This is a genomic window from Nonomuraea jiangxiensis (genome assembly GCF_900099965.1).
In the GTDB taxonomy this organism is placed as follows: domain Bacteria; phylum Actinomycetota; class Actinomycetes; order Streptosporangiales; family Streptosporangiaceae; genus Nonomuraea; species Nonomuraea jiangxiensis.
Genome location: NZ_FNDJ01000007.1, coordinates 196,234 through 213,382, shown reverse-complemented (window position 1 = coordinate 213,382; position 17,149 = coordinate 196,234). Strand labels below are relative to the sequence as shown.

Below are 17,149 nucleotides of genomic sequence, written 5' to 3'. Positions count from 1 at the left end.
GTCCAGATGTGGTCACAAAGATCGCAAGGGAGCCTGAAGGGGGCTTCCCTTCGGCCGGCGGGGGCACGAAGAGGGAGCCCACCTCGTGTGATCAATGTCACATAACGTTCGAAAGGCCACGCTAACCTGCTGGTTAGCCAAACCAGCGTAAAGCGATTACCGCGTTTCGGTTGCGGACCACCCCCCATGACAGGGCAAGCTCATGGATCGTGAGCCCACGCCAGCAGACGCGCGAGCGCCCCCCACGGGACGAAGTCCCCGTGCGGCGCCGGCCCTCGCGTTTCACCCCGAAACGCGTTCTCATCGCCGTCGTGTCGCTGGTGGTCGTCTTCGGCGGCGGCGGATACGTCGCCTACCGCGCCGTGGAGAACGCCAACAAGCCGCCCAGCCACGCCTTCACCATGCAGGAGCTCGGCATGCTGGCCGGCGGCGACCTGTCCGCGCCGGACCCGAAGACCGACCAGCTCAAGAACGCCGCCGAGCAGGCCTACCGCGCCGACCGGCTGAAGGAGAACCGCGAGGGCGACGGCAAGGACAAGCTGAGCTGGGTCGTCCCCAAGCAGGCGCCGGGCGGCGACGGGTTCCCCGCGGCCAACTTCCCGCCGGGCAGCAACCCCTCGCCGGGCAGCAACAAGGCCACCGCCAAGGCCATGCTCGCCGGCATGGGATGGGGCGGCGACCAGTGGGGCTGCCTGGAGGCCCTCTGGACGAAGGAGAGCGGCTGGAACGAGCGGGCGATGAACCGCTACTCCGGCGCGTACGGCATCCCGCAGTCCCTGCCCGGCAGCAAGATGGCCAGCGCGGGAAGCGACTGGCAGACCAACGCCGCCACCCAGATCAAGTGGGGCCTCGGCTACATCAAGGGCCGCTACGGCACCCCCTGCGGCGCCTGGGGCCACTCACAGTCGGTGGGCTGGTACTAACAGGTCAACTTTCCTTCTCCAATCGGCAAGCCGCCGCGCCCTTTGCGATATGCGGGCGCACGCTGGCCGCATGGGTGTGAAGGTCAGTGTGATCGTCAATGTCCACAATCCGGGTGGCACCGCCGACGCGTGCATGCGCTCCACACTGGAGCAGACGATGCCCGCGGGCGACTACGAAGTGATCTTCGTGAACGACGGGTCCACCGACGGGATCGGGGACCGCCTCGACGCGATCGCCTCCGTCCGCGACAACGTACGCGCGTTGCACCTGCCGCACACGGGCTCGCCGATGCGCGGCCGCAACGTGGGCCTGGCGGCGGCCACCGGGGACTACGTCTACTTCCTCGACCAGGGCGACCGCCTGGAGAAGGACGCGCTCGAACGCATGCACGAGCGCGCCGTGGAGACCGACGCGGACGTGCTGGTCGGCCGGCTGATCCGGGACTCCGGGCCGCCGATGACCGCCTTCGAGCGCAGCGTCCCCCGCGCCGACGTCCTGCGCGACCGCCTGCTCACCGTGCTCGTCCCGCAGCAGCTCTACCGCCGCGCTTTCCTGGAGGAGCACGACCTCGGCTTCGCGGTGTCCGGCGGGCGGATGGCCGAGCAGGCATTCGTGCTGCGCGCCTACCTGCACGCCAAGGTCGTCGCCGTGCTGGCCGAGCATGTCTGCTGCCACCTCGGCGAGCGGCCGGGCACCGAGGAGCCGCGGGCGATGGCGAAGGAGCTGCGGTCACTCCTCGACGACATCGACGCCTTCATCGGCGAGGGACGCCAGCGCGACCGCCTGTATGGCTACTGGTTCCGCACGGCCGTCCTGCGCCCGCTGGTGACCACCAGGTTCGCCGACTCCTCCGTCGATCGCGGCATGCACTTCCGGGTCGTGCAGAAGCTCGTCTCCGAGCGGTTCCCCGAGCGGCTCGACCGCTACCTGCCCGTCCAGCTGCGGGTGGTGGCCGCGTACGTCCGCGCGGGCCGCCTGGACCAGATCGTGCTCCTGGCGAACTCCACCAAGCGCGCCGGGCTGCGCGCCGAGCTCACCGAGGTGCGCTGGGACGCCCACATCCTGGTGCTCGGGCTGACCGTGGAGGTGATGTCGGGCGACGGCACCCCCGACCACTACCGGATGGACGGCGACCGTCTGCACTGGATCCCGCCGCGCTCGATCGACACCGAGTCGCTGGCAGACGAGGTCACCGACGTCACGGAGGCGGTCGAGCGGGCCCGTATCGAGCTCTACGTGCGGCACATGGAGACCGGTGTCATCCACTTCCTGCCGCTGACCCAGCGGGTGGAGCGCGTGGCTGACGGCGACGACCGCGCCCGGGTGCTGATCAACGCCGAGTCCCGGGTGGACGTGGCGACCGCCGCGTTCGGCGGGCCGCTGGAGCAGGGCCAGTGGGAGGTGCACGTACGCATGTTCGGCGGTGCCAACCAGGCCAGGAGCCGGGTCGGCCGGCCCGAGGGCCCGCTCAACTGCCTGGGTGTGCTGGCCCAGCGGCCCAAGACGCGCCTGGTGCTGCCGTGCTGGAGCGACGACGGTGAGCTCGGCCTGGCCATCGAGCCGCGCTCGTTCTCGGAGTCGATCGCGCTGGTCTCGCCGGGGGTCATGGTCAAGCAGCTCGACGGGTACCTGTACGTGGTGCTGCCGGTGCCGTACGTGCCGCCGAGCGGCGGGCCGCCGCTGGAGCTGGTGCTGCGCGGCGCCGGACGGCGGTGGCGCCGGGAGGTGTCCGCGCCCGCGCTGGTCGAGGCCGGGGTGCCGGGCCGGCTCGCCGGGCAGCTCGTGGCCAAGGTGCCGGTCAGGCGGCTGGAGGCGGGCGGCGACCACCTGGGCTCCGGTGGCTGGCTGCCGTCGCTGCGCACGACCGACGAGGAGGTCGGGCTGCGGTTCTCGCTGGACGTGCGCAGGGGCAGGGGCCAGGCGCGTCCCGCCGCCGCCGTGGACCCCAGGCGGCGGCGCTCGCCGCTGGGCCGGGACAGCGTGCTGCACCGCATCGGCCGGCGGCTGCCCGGCGCGCGCCACCTGGTACGCCTGGCGCGCGCGGGCAAGCACCGCTACCTCAGCTGACCCAGCCCTCAAGCTCCTCGAAGGCGTTCCTGAAGACCGGCAGGATCGGCTTCAGCCGGTCGGGGTAGGCGTCCACCAGGCTGTCCAGGTGGTTGCCGCCCTCGACCCGGTAATAGCGGAACGGCCGGTGCGGGCCGACCATCTTCGCGTAGACGTCGGAGTCGCGGGAGATGGGCAGCAGCGTGTCGAGCGTGCCGTGCAGGGTGATCAGCGGCTTGGTGATCCGGCCGGTCAGCGCGATCTTCGCCACGGCCGCGTACGGCTTGCGCGCGTCGTAGTCGTAGTCGGCCGGCGCGCCCTGGTAGGACGGGTCCAGCTCCTTCTGGTAGAGCTGCTGGGTCAGCTCCCAGTAGTACTGCCGGTGGAACGGCCACAGGAACTCCGAGCCCGCCGCGAACCCGGCCGCCCGCACCCCCGCCTCGTCCGGGTACGCCTTCAGCGCGGGCGGCAGAAAGTTCAGCAGGTTGTCGCCCTTGACCCGCCAGAGGGTGCCCTCCCAGTCCACGCCGCCGTCGTAGAGCCAGCCGCGGTTCTCCAGCTGCCACCGGACCAGGTAGCCGCCGTTGGAGATGCCGGCCACGAAGGTGCGCTTGGGCTGCTTGCCGTACTGCTGCCTGACCACCGCCTTGGCGGCCACGGTGAGCTGGGTGACGCGGTCGTTCCACTCGGCGATGGCGTCGCCGGGGCGGCGGCCGTCCTCGTAGAAGGCCGCGCCCACGTTGCCCTTGTCGGTCGAGGCGAACGCGTAACCCTTGGCCAGGACCCAGTCGGAGATCGTGTAGTCGTTGGCGTACTGCTCCCTGTTGCCCGGGGTGCCGCTGACGACCAGGCCGCCGTTCCACTTCTTCGGGAGCCTGATCACGAACTGGGAGTCGTGGTTCCAGCCGTGCGTGGCGTTGGTGGTGGAGGTGTCGGGGAAGTAGCCGTCGATCTGGATGCCGGGCACGCCCGTCGGGTTGACCGTGGCGGCCGAGTGCAGCCCGGCCCAGTCCGCGGGGTCGGTGTGGCCGGTCTGCGTGGTGCCCGCCGTGGTTAAGTCGGCGAGCGAGGCCACGACCTGCCGCTCGGCGCCCGGGACGGTGAGCTGGTGGGGCGCCGTCAACAGGCCGGCCACCAGCGTGAGTGCGACGATCATCTATGCCTCTCCGAAGTGATCGGTGAGCAGCCGCCGGAACTCGGCCGGGTGCTCCAGGTGCGGGCTGTGGCCGCAGTCGTCCAGCACGGCCTCCCGGTAGTTGCCGTACCGCTCCAGCACGGCCCTGGTCTGGGTCACCATGGGCTGGGCCGGGGTGCCGGGGGAGCCGGGCACGACGCCCAGCGCGCCCAGGTGGGCCAGGTCGAACAGGGACGCGTCGGAGACGATCACGTCGTCGGCGCCCCTGATCCACAGGATGGGCGGCTTGGGGTCGATCTCGTGCAGGTCGTCCAGCCGGAAGTGGGTGGGGGCCAGGGCGTTGAGCACGCCGTGCTTGCCGGGGGCCACGCCGGGCCAGGCGGCGGAGGTGACGGGGTCGCCAGGGTAGTTGTGCTCGCCCACGCGGGTGGTGAGCATCGAGCGTACGTAGAAGTCCTCGTCGGCGATGCCGTCGGGGGTCTTCACGTAGGAGGTGCGGAAGACGTTGCGGGGTGATGTGGGGGATTCATCCGACATGTCGCCCGCCTTGAGCCGGGCCACGAAATCCGGGTTGGCGGCCGCGGCGCCCGCGCCCGTGCCGTCGGGGTGGGTCAGCCGGCCGTCGGGGCCCTCCGTGCCGCCGTAGCCGTACGGGGAGACCGGGTTGACCAGCGTGAGGCTCCGGACGAGGGCCGGGTGGTCACGCAGGAACTGCAGGACGACGCCGCCGCCCAGGCTCCAGCCCACCAGGTGCAGCCCCGTCAGGCCCTGCGACTCGGCCAGCTCGGCCAGGTCGTCGGACCAGTCGCGCACGCCCCGGGTGGCGTCCACCGGAGCCGGGTCGCTCTCCCCGAAGCCGCGCAGGTCGGCCGCCAGCGGGCGGTAACGCTCCGGCAGCGCCGCCATGGTGTCGCGCCAGAAGGCGCTGGAGGAGACGTTCCCGTGCACGAACAGCACGGGCTCCCCGGTGGTCCTGCCCTCGACGGTCAGGACGTGGTGCGTGAGCCTCGGCGTGGTGATCTTCATTGTGCGTGCATCCTCTCGGCCAGGTCGCGGCCCTGGGTCTCGCGGGCGGCGTAGACGGCGATCAGAGTGAGCACCGCCGCCAGCCCAAGGTAGACGGAGATGGGCACGCTGCTCGAATAGGCCTGCAGCAGCGCGACCGCGATGAGCGGGGCCAGCGCCCCGGCCACGATCGCCGACAACTGCGCGCCGATGGAGACGCCGGTGTAGCGGGTCCTGGTGCCGAACAACTCGGAGAAGAAGGCCGCCTGCGGGCCGTACATCATGCCGTGGAAGAGCAGGCCGACGGTCACGGCGAGGGTGATCGCCAGGAAGTTGCCGGTGTCCACCAGCGGGAAGAAGGCGAAGATCCACACCCCGATGCCGGCGGCGCCCGCCAGGTAGATCGGGCGGCGGCCGACGCGGTCCGACAGCGCGCCCCACATCGGGATCGTGACGAAGTGGATGGCCGAGGAGATCAGTACGGCGTTCAGCACCGTGGAGTTCGCGATCCCGACTTCCTTGGCGTACGTGATGACGAAGACGGTCAGCAGGTAGAAGGAGATGTTCTCCGCCAGCCGGGCCCCGATGGCCACGATCACGTTCCGCCAGTGGTCGCGCAGCACGCCCACGATCGGCGCCCGCTCCTCGGGCTCGGCCTGCTGGAACACCGGCGACTCGCTGATCGACAACCGGATCCAGAGCCCGATCAGCACCAGCACCCCGGACAGCAGGAACGGCACTCGCCACCCCCACGACAGGAACGCCTCCTCCGACTGCCAGGCGGCCAGCACCGCCAGCACGCCGGTGGCCAGCAGGTTCCCGCCCGGCGCTCCGGCCTGCGGCCAGGAGGCCCAGAAGCCGCGGCGCTTGGTGTCGCCGTGCTCGGAGACGATCAGCACCGCGCCGCCCCACTCGCCGCCCAGCGCGAAGCCCTGCACCAGCCGCAGCGCCGTCAGCAGCAGCGCCGCCGCCGGGCCCAGGGTCTCGTACGTCGGCAGGCAGCCGATCAGGAACGTCGCCGCGCCCATCAGCAGCAGGCTGACGACCAGCAGCGTCTTGCGCCCCATCCGGTCGCCGAAGTGGCCGAAGATCAGGCCGCCGAGCGGGCGGGCGACGAATCCCACGGCATAGGTGAGGAACGACAACAACGTGCCGGTCAGCGGATCGGACTCGGGGAAGAAGAGCTTGTTGAACACGAGCGCGGCTGCCGAGCCGTACAGGAAGAAGTCGTACCACTCGATGGTGGTGCCGATCAGGCTCGCGGCGACGATCTTCTTGATGGAAGTGGCCATGCCGGTCACGGTAAGGAGTGACCGGCATCACTCATATGGGGCCGGAGCCCACAGTCTAGGCAATGGATGTGTGGCCCAGCCGGTGCAGGCGGAGCGCGAGCTGAATCTCCAGCGCCCGCTCCGGCTCCATCCAGCCGTCGCCGAGCAGCTTGCCGATCCGGTCGAGCCGCTGCGTGACGGTGTTGACGTGGATGTGCATGCTCTCGGCCGTACGGGAGGGCGAGCAGCCCGAGCCGAAGTAGGCGGCCAGCGTGTCGGCGAGCGCGGTGCCCCGGCGGGTGTCGTAGTCGATGACGGCGCCGAGCGCCTCGCCCACGAAACCGCGCACGTCGCGGCCTTCGCCGACGAGCAGGCCCACGAAGCCCAGCTCGGCCGCGCTGGCGCCGTCCCCGGCCCGCCCGAGCGCGATCAATGCCTCCGCGCACCGGCGCGCCTCGCGGTAGGCGGCGGCCACGTCACCCGCCCGAGTACCGCGGCCCGCCCGCGCCTGGTGGGACGATCCCGGATCGGGGCCGCCCGGTCTGACCCCGGACGCGCCCGCCGTCGCCGGCACGTGCAGCGACGCCGACAGCTCGGCGGCCACCCGCTGGGCGAGGCGGCCCGCGTCCTCGCCCGGCAGCAGCAGCACCACCTCGCCCGCCCGGCCGGCGGCCAGCCCGTGCCGCAGCGCGGCCTGCGAGGAGGCCCAGAAGGCGGCCCGCTCCCGCTGGCCCTCATGTCGCACCACCACGACGACGTGCGGCGCCGACAGGTCCACGCCCAGCCGGCGGGCGTGCTCGGTCAGGCCGGGTGAGTCCGGCCGCGCGATCAGGTCGTCCAGCAGCTCGCCCCTGACCCGCCCCTCGGCCTCCGCCACGCTCCTGCGGAACAGCAGCAGCAGCGCGCACACCAGCGCGGCCCGCTCCAGGATGCGCTCGTCGGCGTCGTCGCTGCGCAGGATGAGCGTGCACAGCGGCTCCCCGCCGACGTCCACCGAGGCGATCAGCAGGTCGCCCCTGCGCACGGTACGTCCCAGCGCCCTGGACGCCTGCGCCGCCTCGAACACCCCCGCGTCCACCTGGCCCACGTCGCCCGTGATCGGTGCGCCCAGGTCGTCGAGCACCGCCAGCGACCCGCCCAGCACGTCGGTCACCACGGCCGCCACGTCCTCGATCCCGCCGCCGCGCAGCACCAGCGAGGTCATCCGGTCGTGCGCCATCGCCGCCCGCTCCACGGCCTCCCCGTGCTCCCGCAGCGCCCGGTGGGTCTGGGAGAGCTCCTCCAGCGCGTTCCTGGTCTCCTGCAGCAGCCGGGCGTTGTCGATCGCGACGGCGGCGTGCGCGGCCAGGCTGGCCAGCAGCGCCACCTCCTCCTGGTGGAACGGCCGCGCGCTGCGGTTGGCCGCCATCAGCACGCCGATCACCCGCTGGCCCAGCCGCAGCGGCACGCCCAGAATCGCGACCAGGCCCTCCTCCTGCACGGCCTCGTCGATGTCGTCCTTGTGGCGGAAGCGGGCGTCGGCGAAGTAGTCGGCGGTCGCGTACGGCGTGGCCGTCTGTGCCACCAGCCCGCCCAGCCCCGCCCCCATGGGCAGCCGCAGCCCCCGGAACTTGGCCGAGATCGTCCCGTCGGTGACCCGCATGTACGTGTCGCCACGCTCGGGGTCGTGCAGCGTGAGGTAGGCGGTGTCGGTGGCCAGCAACTGCCTGGCCCGGTGCACGATCGCCTCCAGCACGGCGTCGAGGTCGCGCAGCGCGGCCAGGTCGCCGGCCGTGTCGTAGAGCGCCGACAGCTCGGCCTCCCGCCTGGCCCGCCTCCTGAGCAGGTCGCGCACCTTGAGCGCCTCGACCTTGGCCTGCTCCAGCGCCTCGATCGCGGCCGCGTCCGCCCCCGCCGCCCTGGCCTGGATGATCGGCCCCTCGAACTCCACCGCCGAGGCCTCCCTGGCCAGCAGTTCGAGGAAGCGGGTGGTCACAGCGCCGCTCCGCCGCCGGGCCGGGGCACTATCGCGCCGTCCAGCCGCCGTCGATGGGCAGGGACACGCCGCTGATGAACCCTCCGCTCGGCCCGCACAGGTATGCGACCAGCTCCGCCACCTCCTCGGGCTCGATCAGCCGCTTGATGGCGGCGGGCTGCAGCATGATGTTCTCCACGACCTCTTCCGGGGCGATGCCGTGCACTTTGGCCTGGTCGGCGATCTGCGCCTCGACCAGCCCGGTCCGCACGTAGGCGGGGCAGACGCAGGTCGAGGTCACCCCGTGCGCCGCCCCTTCGAGCGCGACGACCTTGGAGAAGCCCTCCAGCGCGTGCTTGGCCGTCGTGTACGCCGACTTGTACGGCGAGGCCCGCAGCCCGTGCACCGACGAGATGTTCACGAACCGTCCCCAGCCCCTGGCGTACATGCCGGGCAGCACCTTGCGGGCGATCAGGAACGGCGCCTCCACCATCACCCTGAGCATCGTGGCGAACACCTCGGGCGGGAACTCCTCGATCGGCGCCACGTGCTGGAACCCGGCGTTGTTCACCACGATGTCGACGGGCTCGTCCGGCAGCGCCGCCACGAACCCGGGATCGCCCAGATCGGCCACCACGGCCAGCCCGTCGATGTCGGCGGCCACCTTCTCGGCGGGCTCGGCCCGCAGGTCCACGACCAGCACCCTGGCGCCCGCCGCGGCCAGCCGCCGGGCGCAGGCCGCCCCGATGCCGCTCCCTGCCCCCGTCACCAGCGCGGTCCGCCCCGTCAGCTCCTTCGCCATACCCCGAACCATAAGCGGTGACCGTACCTGGACGCATGGGTGCGGGCGACATAGATCAGTATCGCCATATGTGGTTGCGCGAATCCGCGGCCTCCGGGGGATCTGCTATGTTGGCCTCATGATCGCGTATTCGTTCTCGTGGTGGCCCGCCTCCTAGGCGGACCATCCAGCGACATACGCACGGCCGCCTCGGCGAGGCGGCCGTTCGACTTGTGGTGGCCCCCCGTCGAGCACTGACGACAAGGGGAGCCCAGCATGATCAACACCACCTGGCCACGACTGCTCGGCACGCTGCTCGACGGCGTGTCCCTCACCACGCACCAGGCCGCCTGGGCGATGGAGCAGATCATGTCAGGGGCGGCGACCGACGCCCAGATCGCCGCGTTCGCCGTCGCGCTGCGGGCCAAGGGCGAGAGCGTGGCGGAGGTGTCCGGGCTGGCCGACGGCATGCTCCGCCGGGCGGCCGCGATCAGGATCCCCGGCGACCTGGTGGACCTCGTCGGCACCGGCGGCGACCGGGCCAACACCGTGAACATCTCCACCATGGCCGCCGTCGTGGCCGCCGCCGCCGGCGTGAAGGTGGTCAAGCACGGGGGCCGCGCGGCCTCCTCCATGGCGGGCTCCGCCGACGTGCTGGAGGCGCTCGGCGTGGTCATCGACCTGGCGCCGGCCGCGGTGGCGAGGGTCGCGGACGAGGTCGGCATCACGTTCTGCTTCGCGCCCGTGTTCAACCCCGCGCTGAAACGGACCTCGAAGCCGCGCCGCGAGCTGGGCGTGCCCACGGTCTTCAACTTCCTGGGCCCGCTCACCAACCCCGCCCTGCCGCACGCCCAGGCGGTCGGGGTCTACCACCCGGTCCTGGCGCCGGTCATCGCCGGGGTGCTGGCGGAACGCGGCGCCTCCGCGCTCGTCTTCAGGGGCGACGACGGGCTCGACGAGCTCACCACCTGCGGTCCCTCCTCGGTGTGGGTGGTCCGCCGGGGCGCCGTGACACCGGCCGCCTTCGACCCCGCGGACCTGTCGATCCCGCGGGCCCGCCCCGAGGACCTGCGTGGCGGCGACGCCGCGCACAACGCGGGTGTGGCGCGGGCGGTCCTCGCGGGCGAGCACGGGCCGGTACGGGACATCGTCCTGCTGAACGCGGCCGCCGCCGTGGTGGCGGCCGACGGCACCCCGCCCGCGTCCGAGCTCACGCCGGCCCTGGCCGCCGCCTACAAGCGGGCCGTGGACGCCGTCGACTCCGGCGCTGCCCTGTCCCTGCTCACCCGCTGGGCCCAGGCCACCCGCGCCGCCGCCGCCGGTTAGGCCCGGCCCTGCGGCTCGCCCGGCGAGCCTCGCCGGGCCTGGCCACGGCGTCAGGGCTGGTCACGTCGTTACGGCCTGGTCATGGAGAGCACGTCGAGGGCGGCGTCGAGCTGCTCCTCCGTGAGGGCGCCGTCGGCCACGTGGCCGCGCTCGATGACGACCTCCCTGATGGTCTTGCGCTCCGCCAGGGCCTGCTTGGCGATCTTGGCCGCCTCCTCGTAGCCGACGTACCTGTTCAGCGGCGTCACGATCGACGGGGACGACTCCGCGTACTCGCGCAGGCGCTCCGCGTTCGCCGTGATGCCGCTGACGCAGCGGTCGGCGAGCAGGCGGGAGACGTTCGCCAGCAGCCTGATCGACTCCAGGATGTTGCGGGCGATGACCGGGAGCTGCACGTTCAGCTCGAAGTTCCCGGACGCGCCGGCGAACGTGATCGCCGCGTCGTTGCCGATGACCTGCGCCGCGACCATGGCCGTGGCCTCGGGGATCACCGGGTTGACCTTGCCGGGCATGATCGAGGAGCCGGGCTGCAGGTCGGGCAGGTTGATCTCGCCGAGCCCGGCCCGCGGGCCCGAGCCCATCCAGCGGAGGTCGTTGGCGATCTTGGTGAGCGACACCGCCACCACCTTGAGCTGCCCCGACAGCTCGACGATGGAGTCCTGCGCGCTCTGGGCCTCGAAGTGGTCGGCGGCCTCACGGAACTGGAGGGTCGTCGCCTCGCGCAGCCTGGCGATGGCCTCCTGGGCGAAACCCGGCGGGGTGTTGATGCCGGTGCCCACCGCGGTGCCGCCCAGCGGCAGCTCCAGCACGCGGTCCAGCGCCGTCGCGACGCGGGCGACCCCGTGCTCGATCTGGGTGGCGTACGCGCCGAACTCCTGGCCGAGCGTCACCGGCGTGGCGTCCATCAGGTGGGTGCGTCCCGACTTCACCACCCCTGCGAACTCGATCGACTTCTCCCGCAGCGCCTCCGCCAGGTGCCTGAGCGAGGGCAGCAGGTGGTAGCTCACCTCGGTCGCCGCCGCCACGTGGATCGAGGTGGGGAAGACGTCGTTCGAGGACTGGGAGGCGTTCACGTGGTCGTTGGGGTGCACCGGACGGCCCAGCCGCTCCTCGGCCAGCGTCGCGATCACCTCGTTGGCGTTCATGTTGGACGAGGTGCCCGAGCCGGTCTGGAAGACGTCGATCGGGAAGTGGGCGTCGTACTCGTTCTCGGCGACGTCGGCGGCGGCCTGGGCGATGGCCTCGGCCATGTCCTTGTCGATCACGCCGAGCTCGCTGTTGACCTCGGCGGCCACCGCCTTGATCAGGGCGAGGGCGGCGATGTGGGACGGCTCCAGCGGCCGGCCCGAGACCGGGAAGTTCTCCACTGCCCGCTGGGTCTGGGCGCGCCACCTGGCACCGGCGGGCACGCGTACCTCGCCCATCGAGTCATGTTCGATTCTGAACTCGCTCATGACTCCAGTCTGAGGCACGACCGTCCACCCGGCCGGACGGCACCCTTCGGGCACCGGCCGGAACGAGTCTCCGGGGCGGTCAGCTCGAAATGAGGGCCACGATGAGCACGGCGATCACGACGGCCGCGGCGGCGGCCACCGCCATGAGCACGAGCATGCCGTTGCGGTTGCCCGCCGGTCGCTGCTCGGGCTCCCCCGCGATGGCGAACAGGTCCGTACCGAGGCCACCCTGCTGGTTCTGTTGCCGGCTCTCCTGGGGGGCCTGCGGCAGCGGCGGCCGGTCCATCGCGGGCGGCGCGGGCACGGGATACACCTGCTGCCCCGGGGAACCGCTCTGCGGGGTGCGGAGGCGGGTGGTGACGGCGGTCTCGTCATCCGGCCCCTGCGGCGGCCGTCCCTGCTCCGGGCCCGCGGGGAACTTGGGCCGGGCGATACTGACGGTCTGGTTGGGGTCGTAGCCCGCCTCGGGGCCCTGCGGCCCGCCGTACGGGCTCATGCCCTGGGGGCCGGGGCCGTACGGACCGGCTCCCTGGGCGCCGGGACCGCCCTGCGCGCCACGGCCACCCGCCGTCTGCGGGCCGCCCGGGTGCGGCCCGGGCCCGCCGGGTCCCTGACCGAAGCCCTGCCCAGCGGGGCCGTTGCCGGGGGTGTCGCGGGTGGGGGCTCCGGGAGCCTGCGAGCCGAACTGCTGCCGGTCCGGACGTCCGGGCGTGGCGGCCTGCGGCACGGTGGGCGCGCTCGGGCCGCGCATCGGCCCTTGCGGCCCGGACGCCGGACGCTGTCCTCCCTGCGGGTGCTGCCCCGGTCCGCCCTGCATTCCTGGACCGGCGGGCACCGGCCCGCCCTGCGTTCCGGGAGCGGCCGGCACCGGCCCGCCCTGCGTTCCGGGAGCGGCCGGCACCGGCCCGCCCGGCCTGCCGGGCGCCTGTCCCTGGCCGGGGTGTCCTGGTCCGCCCTGCAACGGGCCGCCGGGCCCGTCCTGCGGTCCTGGACGGGCGGGAGCGGGGCTCTGGGGACCGGAGGGCCGGCCCGGGGTGGGCTTCGGGGCGGCGGCGAACGGATCGGGCATAACGGCCTCCTGCGCCATGAGAGCCTCGGCCGAGAGCACCGGCATCTCGCTCGTCGGAGTGTCGGCGACCATCCGCAGCATGGTCTCCGCCTGGGCAGCACCGAGCCGCTGCCGATAGTCCTTGTTGAGCAGCCCGTTCAGGACGGGCCGCAACTGCCCCGCCTGCGTGGGCGGGTCGGCGCTCTCCGTGAGCAGCGCCGCCAGCGTCTCCGCGATCGTGGCCCGTTCGTACGCGGGCCGCCCCTCGACGGCGAAGTAGAGCGTGGCCCCGAGGGACCAGATGTCGGACTCGGGCCCGGTGTACTCACCCCTGGCACGTTCCGGCGCGGTGTAGCCGGGAGAACCGATCACCATGCCCGTCTTCGTGAGCCGGGAGTCGCCCTCGGCCTTGGCGATGCCGAAATCGGTCAGCACCACCCGGCCGTGCTCGGTGATGAGCACGTTGCCCGGCTTGACGTCGCGGTGCGTGATGCCCTGGGCGTGCGCGGCGCGCAGCGCCCCCAGCAGATCGACCCCGATCTCCGCCACCAGACGCGGTGGCAACGGCCCCTCCTCGTCGATCACCTGCTCCAGCGAGCGGGCCTCGATGAGCTCCATGATGATCCACGGGCTGTTGTCGTGGATCAGCACGTCGTGGATGGAGGCGACGGACGGATGGCTGATGCGCGCGGCGATGCGGCCCTCGCGCACCATGCGTTCGCGGAGTTCGGCCCGCTGTTCCTCGGTGAGCCCGGGATCCTGGCGGATTTCCTTGACCGCCACCTCGCGCCCGAGCGCGCGGTCACGGGCGCGCCACACGGTGCCCATCGTGCCCCGGCCGAGGGGGACGACGAGCTCGTAACGCTCCGCGAGCAGGCGGTTCTGCTGTTCCGGCATACGAAGAAGATATCGATTCTCGCTTGGGAAGTGCTTTACCCTCGCTTGCGAAGTTCTCTGGGCCAGAACCTTCGAGGAAGGCACAACTTTATCACCGTAGCTTTGAAACGGGCATAAGCGGACGGTGTTGGTCGATCTTGAACTCGTTTCCGGTGGACGCCTTCGCCCGGCTTGCGCTCCTGCCGCGCCGCGGGCATGGCCACGGCCGTTGTCGCCGTCTCGGCCCGGTGCAGCCCGCGGTGCGTGGGCCTGCGCGCGACGGAGGGTGGCGGGCCGGGCTGCGGCATGGGGCGTACGGGCTTGCGCGGGGCCAGCGGCTCCTCCGCCGAACCGCCCGCGGCCACCCTGGCCAGCATGAGCGAGGCGCGTACGGAGTCGAGCCTGGTCTGCGGGTCGATCCTGAGCAGCGCGTCGAGCACCGGGGCCAGCGGCCCGGCCTTGGACATCGGGATCGGCTCGCCGCTGGTCAGGGCCGCGAGCGCGGCGGCGGCCGTACGGCGGCCGTGCAGCCCCCGGCCCTCGACGGCGGTGTAGAGGGTCGCCCCGAGCGACCACAGGTCGCCGGCGGGACTGGCCTTCGAGCCGAGCACCCGCTCTGGAGCGATGTATCCCGCGGACCCCAGCACGATGCCCGCCTGGGTGATGGAAACGTCACCTTCGAGCGCGGCCAGCCCGAAGTCGGTGAGCACCGCGCGATCCTCGGTCACCAGTACGTTGCTCGGCTTGACGTCGCGGTGCAGGATGCCCTTGGCGTGCACGGCACGCAGCGCCCCGAGGATCTGCCGGCCGATCTCGGCCGCCCGGCGCGGGTGGAGCGGTCCCTGCTCCTGAATGAGCTGCTCCAGGGATTTGGCGTGCAGCAGCTCCATCACGATCCACGGCCGGTCGTCTTCCGTGACCACGTCGAAGACGGTGATCACCGAAGGGTGCGCGACCATCGCGGTGGCCCGGCCCTCACGTTCGGTACGCGCGCACAGCTCGGCGCGCAGCTCCTCGTCCAGCACGGACGGCAGCCGCACTTCCTTGACCGCCACGTCCCGGTGGAGCAGCTCGTCATGTGCCCGCCAAACGGTGCCCATGCCGCCCCGACCAACCGGCTCCACGAGCCGGTAGCGCGCGGCGAGTAGGTAACCGGAGGGCGCACGCATGCCAGGCAGCTTACCTATTTGTGTAAACCGACCAGTAGAGGCGGGGCCGATAAAATGTTGCGAACTTAAGTCAACCCGCCTGACTCGTCACGTCAGCGCTCCTCCCGGCCGCATTGGGCCAGGTGGCGAGGCCCACGGTCACTCGGTGTGGCACTCGGTACGGCGGGGGGTGGACGTGCGCGGCACCGCGGGCGGCAGACGTACCCGCGGGCACCGAACGTTAGCACCAAGATCGTGCTCATGACCATACCGCCACGGTGGTCGAGTCCATGGTGACGTCGCCAGGGCTCACACGTATGACCGAGGTGGCGAGGGCGAGCCCGGCAGGCGGGCCACGGCGTGGCGTCGAGGGTGTCGTTGACACACCTGACGTAGGCTTGCCTGGCGCCTGACGGGATGCGGTTGCGCTGTCGCTACTCACTCTCAATTGCATCAGATTTATGATCCAGGCCTTGCCTTGGCAATGTGCTGAGGGTCAGTTGGGTCGCCGCGCGCCGGTGGCTTACCGCCGCCCGCGCCCGCATCTTCGCCGAGTTTTTTGGCGTGCGTCCTCCCAGCTCATCGCCGCCCTGTGCCGATCGGCACACTCACGTCGCCAATAAATGTGCATGATGCCTAGTAGGGGAACTTCACGTGTACGGCAGTCTTGCTGACAGGAACCACCGGGCCCCGTCAGCGAGTTGTAAGGACGTCGTAAGGGGACGGGGGCATCGTTGAGCCAAGCAAGAAGGTAAACCCTCAGGGACGTCGGAAAACTGTCAGTATCGCGAGTCACACTGAGGTCGAGCACCACGGTTCCACCACTGACGACCGACCATTGAAGAAGGACGTGATGAAGATGCGCCAGACCCAGGTTCGCCGCCGGCCCAACCGACCGACCAGAGCCACGCTGGATCTTCGCACTCCGTCAGGGCGTTCGCTGCCCTTTTGAAAACCCGCAATCTGGAGCGCAATCTGAGAGGTGCGCGATGTGCAGTCACTACCCCGCTTGCCCGAGTGCCGATTCTCCCGACCGTGAGGCCTCGCATGTGATCGCGGCCCACCCTGACCAGGGTTGGAGCCTCCTTTGCAACGGTGTCGTGCTGTTCGATGACACCGGCCTGCTGCTGCCCGACGGCTCCGTCGTGGCGCCGCACCGCGCGCCGGTCGCCGCGTGACGCTCCCCTGGCTCACCAGGGCGGAGGAAGAGCGCGACGTGCCGGTGATCCGCGAGATCAACCTCGCGGCCTTCGACTCGGCGCTCGAAGCCGACCTGGTCGACGCGCTCCGGAAGGATCCCGCCTGGATACCCGGCCTGTCCCTCGTGGCCGAGCTCGACGGGATCGTAGCCGGACATGCTCTGTTCACCCGCTGCCACGTCGACGGCAGCCCCGCACTCGCCCTCGCGCCCTGCGCCGTGCTGCCCGCCCACCAGCGGCGCGGCGCCGGTTCCGCCGCCATCGCCGCGGGGCTCGCCGCGGCCCATGCCATGGGGGAGAGCCTCGTACTGGTCCTCGGCCACCCCGACTACTACCCGCGCTTCGGCTTCAGCCGTGCCTCGATCTTCGGCATCCGGGCCCCTTTCGACGCCCCCGACGAGGCCATGATGGCCCTCGCCCTGGACGGCTCCCGGCCCGTCCCCAGCGGCACCATCGCCTACCCGACCCCTTTCACCGCCTGACCAAACCGCGCCCCGCCTTGCTCCCCGGGCGACGACCTACCCCCCCGCTCCCCGCGCGCCCTTCAGCGACGCCCCTTCCGACACGCCCTCCACGGCGCCCTCCCACGCCCTTGCAGCCCCCGGGCTGTCCCCCGAGCACGGCTACAGGGTCCGCACGAGCCACCGCCTCTACGAGCCGCCCCCATGAGCTGCCCTCATGAGCCGCCGTCACGAGTTGCCCGCACAAGCCGCCCATGAGCCGCCCGCACGAGCCGCCGTCACGAGTTGCCCGCACGAGCCGCTCGCACGAGCCGTCCGCACGAGCTGGCCACGAGTCGCCTGCATAAGCCGTCCCATGAGCTCCCCTCCCGATCCACCCCACGAGCCGGCCGGACGAGCCGCCGCCCCCACGAGTTGCCCGCACGAGCCGCCCATGAGCTGCCCTCATGAGCCGCCCGCACGAGCCGCCGTCACGAGTTGCCCGCACGAGCCGCTCGCACGAGCCGTCCGCACGAGCCGTC

The 17,149-nt window shown here is 71.7% G+C and carries 13 protein-coding genes; 5 read left to right on the top strand and 8 right to left on the bottom strand.

All coding sequences use genetic code 11. The annotated features are described in order from the left end of the window. The first annotated feature begins 311 nt into the window (after positions 1-311). Together BLS95_RS17455 and BLS95_RS17450 are read left to right on the top strand one after the other, a co-directional pair. On the top strand, positions 312-923 hold the full coding sequence (locus tag BLS95_RS17455; protein ID WP_483869876.1) for an aggregation-promoting factor C-terminal-like domain-containing protein: 612 nt from the start codon (positions 312-314) through the stop codon (positions 921-923). Positions 924-993: 70 nt separating this feature from the next. Next, positions 994-2,991 carry a glycosyltransferase gene (locus BLS95_RS17450; RefSeq protein ID WP_176993240.1) on the top strand — a complete coding sequence of 666 codons (1,998 nt, stop codon included), beginning with the start codon at positions 994-996 and terminating at the stop codon, positions 2,989-2,991. Here the strand turns inward: BLS95_RS17450 and BLS95_RS17445 are convergent. From BLS95_RS17445 to BLS95_RS17425, 5 genes are read right to left on the bottom strand one after another with little or no spacing between them, the layout of a single operon-like run. Beyond that, positions 2,984-4,126, bottom strand: coding sequence for an alpha/beta hydrolase family protein (locus tag BLS95_RS17445; RefSeq protein ID WP_090932419.1), 1,143 nt, complete (start codon positions 4,124-4,126; stop codon positions 2,984-2,986). The genes BLS95_RS17450 and BLS95_RS17445 overlap by 8 nt on opposite strands. Continuing rightward, positions 4,127-5,131: an alpha/beta fold hydrolase gene (locus BLS95_RS17440; RefSeq protein ID WP_090932416.1), complete on the bottom strand. Its 1,005-nt coding sequence runs from the start codon at positions 5,129-5,131 to the stop codon at positions 4,127-4,129. It lies immediately after the preceding gene. After that, positions 5,128-6,402 carry an MFS transporter gene (locus tag BLS95_RS17435; RefSeq protein ID WP_176993239.1) on the bottom strand — a complete coding sequence of 425 codons (1,275 nt, stop codon included), beginning with the start codon at positions 6,400-6,402 and terminating at the stop codon, positions 5,128-5,130. The genes BLS95_RS17440 and BLS95_RS17435 overlap by 4 nt, the downstream gene beginning before the upstream one ends. A gap of 55 nt (positions 6,403-6,457) precedes the next feature. Then, positions 6,458-8,356 carry a helix-turn-helix domain-containing protein gene (locus BLS95_RS17430; protein ID WP_090932413.1) on the bottom strand — a complete coding sequence of 633 codons (1,899 nt, stop codon included), beginning with the start codon at positions 8,354-8,356 and terminating at the stop codon, positions 6,458-6,460. A gap of 28 nt (positions 8,357-8,384) precedes the next feature. Then, the gene (locus tag BLS95_RS17425; RefSeq protein WP_176993238.1) at positions 8,385-9,137 is read right to left on the bottom strand and encodes a 3-hydroxybutyrate dehydrogenase; all 753 of its coding nucleotides are present in this window, start codon (positions 9,135-9,137) and stop codon (positions 8,385-8,387) included. Between the two features lie 255 nt (positions 9,138-9,392). Between BLS95_RS17425 and trpD the strand changes: the two genes are divergently transcribed. Beyond that, positions 9,393-10,442: an anthranilate phosphoribosyltransferase gene (trpD, locus tag BLS95_RS17420; protein WP_090932409.1), complete on the top strand. Its 1,050-nt coding sequence runs from the start codon at positions 9,393-9,395 to the stop codon at positions 10,440-10,442. A 68-nt stretch (positions 10,443-10,510) separates the two neighbouring features. On the opposite strand, the gene BLS95_RS17415 is transcribed toward trpD, so the two are convergent. The 3 genes from BLS95_RS17415 to BLS95_RS17405 form a co-directional block, all read right to left on the bottom strand. Then, a complete protein-coding gene (locus BLS95_RS17415; protein ID WP_090932407.1) occupies positions 10,511-11,896 on the bottom strand; it encodes a class II fumarate hydratase in 1,386 nt (461 codons plus the stop codon). Between the two features lie 79 nt (positions 11,897-11,975). After that, a complete protein-coding gene (locus BLS95_RS17410; RefSeq protein ID WP_090932405.1) occupies positions 11,976-13,841 on the bottom strand; it encodes a serine/threonine-protein kinase in 1,866 nt (621 codons plus the stop codon). 35 nt (positions 13,842-13,876) lie between these two features. Next, positions 13,877-14,989 carry a serine/threonine-protein kinase gene (locus BLS95_RS17405; protein WP_090932403.1) on the bottom strand — a complete coding sequence of 371 codons (1,113 nt, stop codon included), beginning with the start codon at positions 14,987-14,989 and terminating at the stop codon, positions 13,877-13,879. 968 nt (positions 14,990-15,957) lie between these two features. Between BLS95_RS17405 and BLS95_RS57915 the strand changes: the two genes are divergently transcribed. Together BLS95_RS57915 and BLS95_RS17395 are read left to right on the top strand one after the other, a co-directional pair. After that, positions 15,958-16,146 carry a DUF5999 family protein gene (locus tag BLS95_RS57915; RefSeq protein WP_090932401.1) on the top strand — a complete coding sequence of 63 codons (189 nt, stop codon included), beginning with the start codon at positions 15,958-15,960 and terminating at the stop codon, positions 16,144-16,146. Continuing rightward, the gene (locus tag BLS95_RS17395) at positions 16,143-16,649 is read left to right on the top strand and encodes a GNAT family N-acetyltransferase (protein ID WP_090932399.1); all 507 of its coding nucleotides are present in this window, start codon (positions 16,143-16,145) and stop codon (positions 16,647-16,649) included. The genes BLS95_RS57915 and BLS95_RS17395 overlap by 4 nt, the downstream gene beginning before the upstream one ends. The last annotated feature ends 500 nt before the right edge of the window (positions 16,650-17,149 follow it).

What these genes read in the sequence shown, in the direction of transcription:
- BLS95_RS17450 (WP_176993240.1), top strand. Translation starts at nt 994, where the DNA reads ATGGGTGTGAAGGTCAGTGTGATCGTCAATGTCCACAATCCGGGTGGC.
- BLS95_RS17445 (WP_090932419.1), bottom strand. Translation starts at nt 4,126, where the DNA reads ATGATCGTCGCACTCACGCTGGTGGCCGGCCTGTTGACGGCGCCCCAC.
- BLS95_RS17440 (WP_090932416.1), bottom strand. Translation starts at nt 5,131, where the DNA reads ATGAAGATCACCACGCCGAGGCTCACGCACCACGTCCTGACCGTCGAG.
- BLS95_RS17435 (WP_176993239.1), bottom strand. Translation starts at nt 6,402, where the DNA reads ATGGCCACTTCCATCAAGAAGATCGTCGCCGCGAGCCTGATCGGCACC.
- BLS95_RS17425 (WP_176993238.1), bottom strand. Translation starts at nt 9,137, where the DNA reads ATGGCGAAGGAGCTGACGGGGCGGACCGCGCTGGTGACGGGGGCAGGG.
- trpD (WP_090932409.1), top strand. Translation starts at nt 9,393, where the DNA reads ATGATCAACACCACCTGGCCACGACTGCTCGGCACGCTGCTCGACGGC.
- BLS95_RS17415 (WP_090932407.1), bottom strand. Translation starts at nt 11,896, where the DNA reads ATGAGCGAGTTCAGAATCGAACATGACTCGATGGGCGAGGTACGCGTG.
- BLS95_RS17410 (WP_090932405.1), bottom strand. Translation starts at nt 13,841, where the DNA reads ATGCCGGAACAGCAGAACCGCCTGCTCGCGGAGCGTTACGAGCTCGTC.
- BLS95_RS17405 (WP_090932403.1), bottom strand. Translation starts at nt 14,989, where the DNA reads ATGCGTGCGCCCTCCGGTTACCTACTCGCCGCGCGCTACCGGCTCGTG.
- BLS95_RS57915 (WP_090932401.1), top strand. Translation starts at nt 15,958, where the DNA reads ATGTGCAGTCACTACCCCGCTTGCCCGAGTGCCGATTCTCCCGACCGT.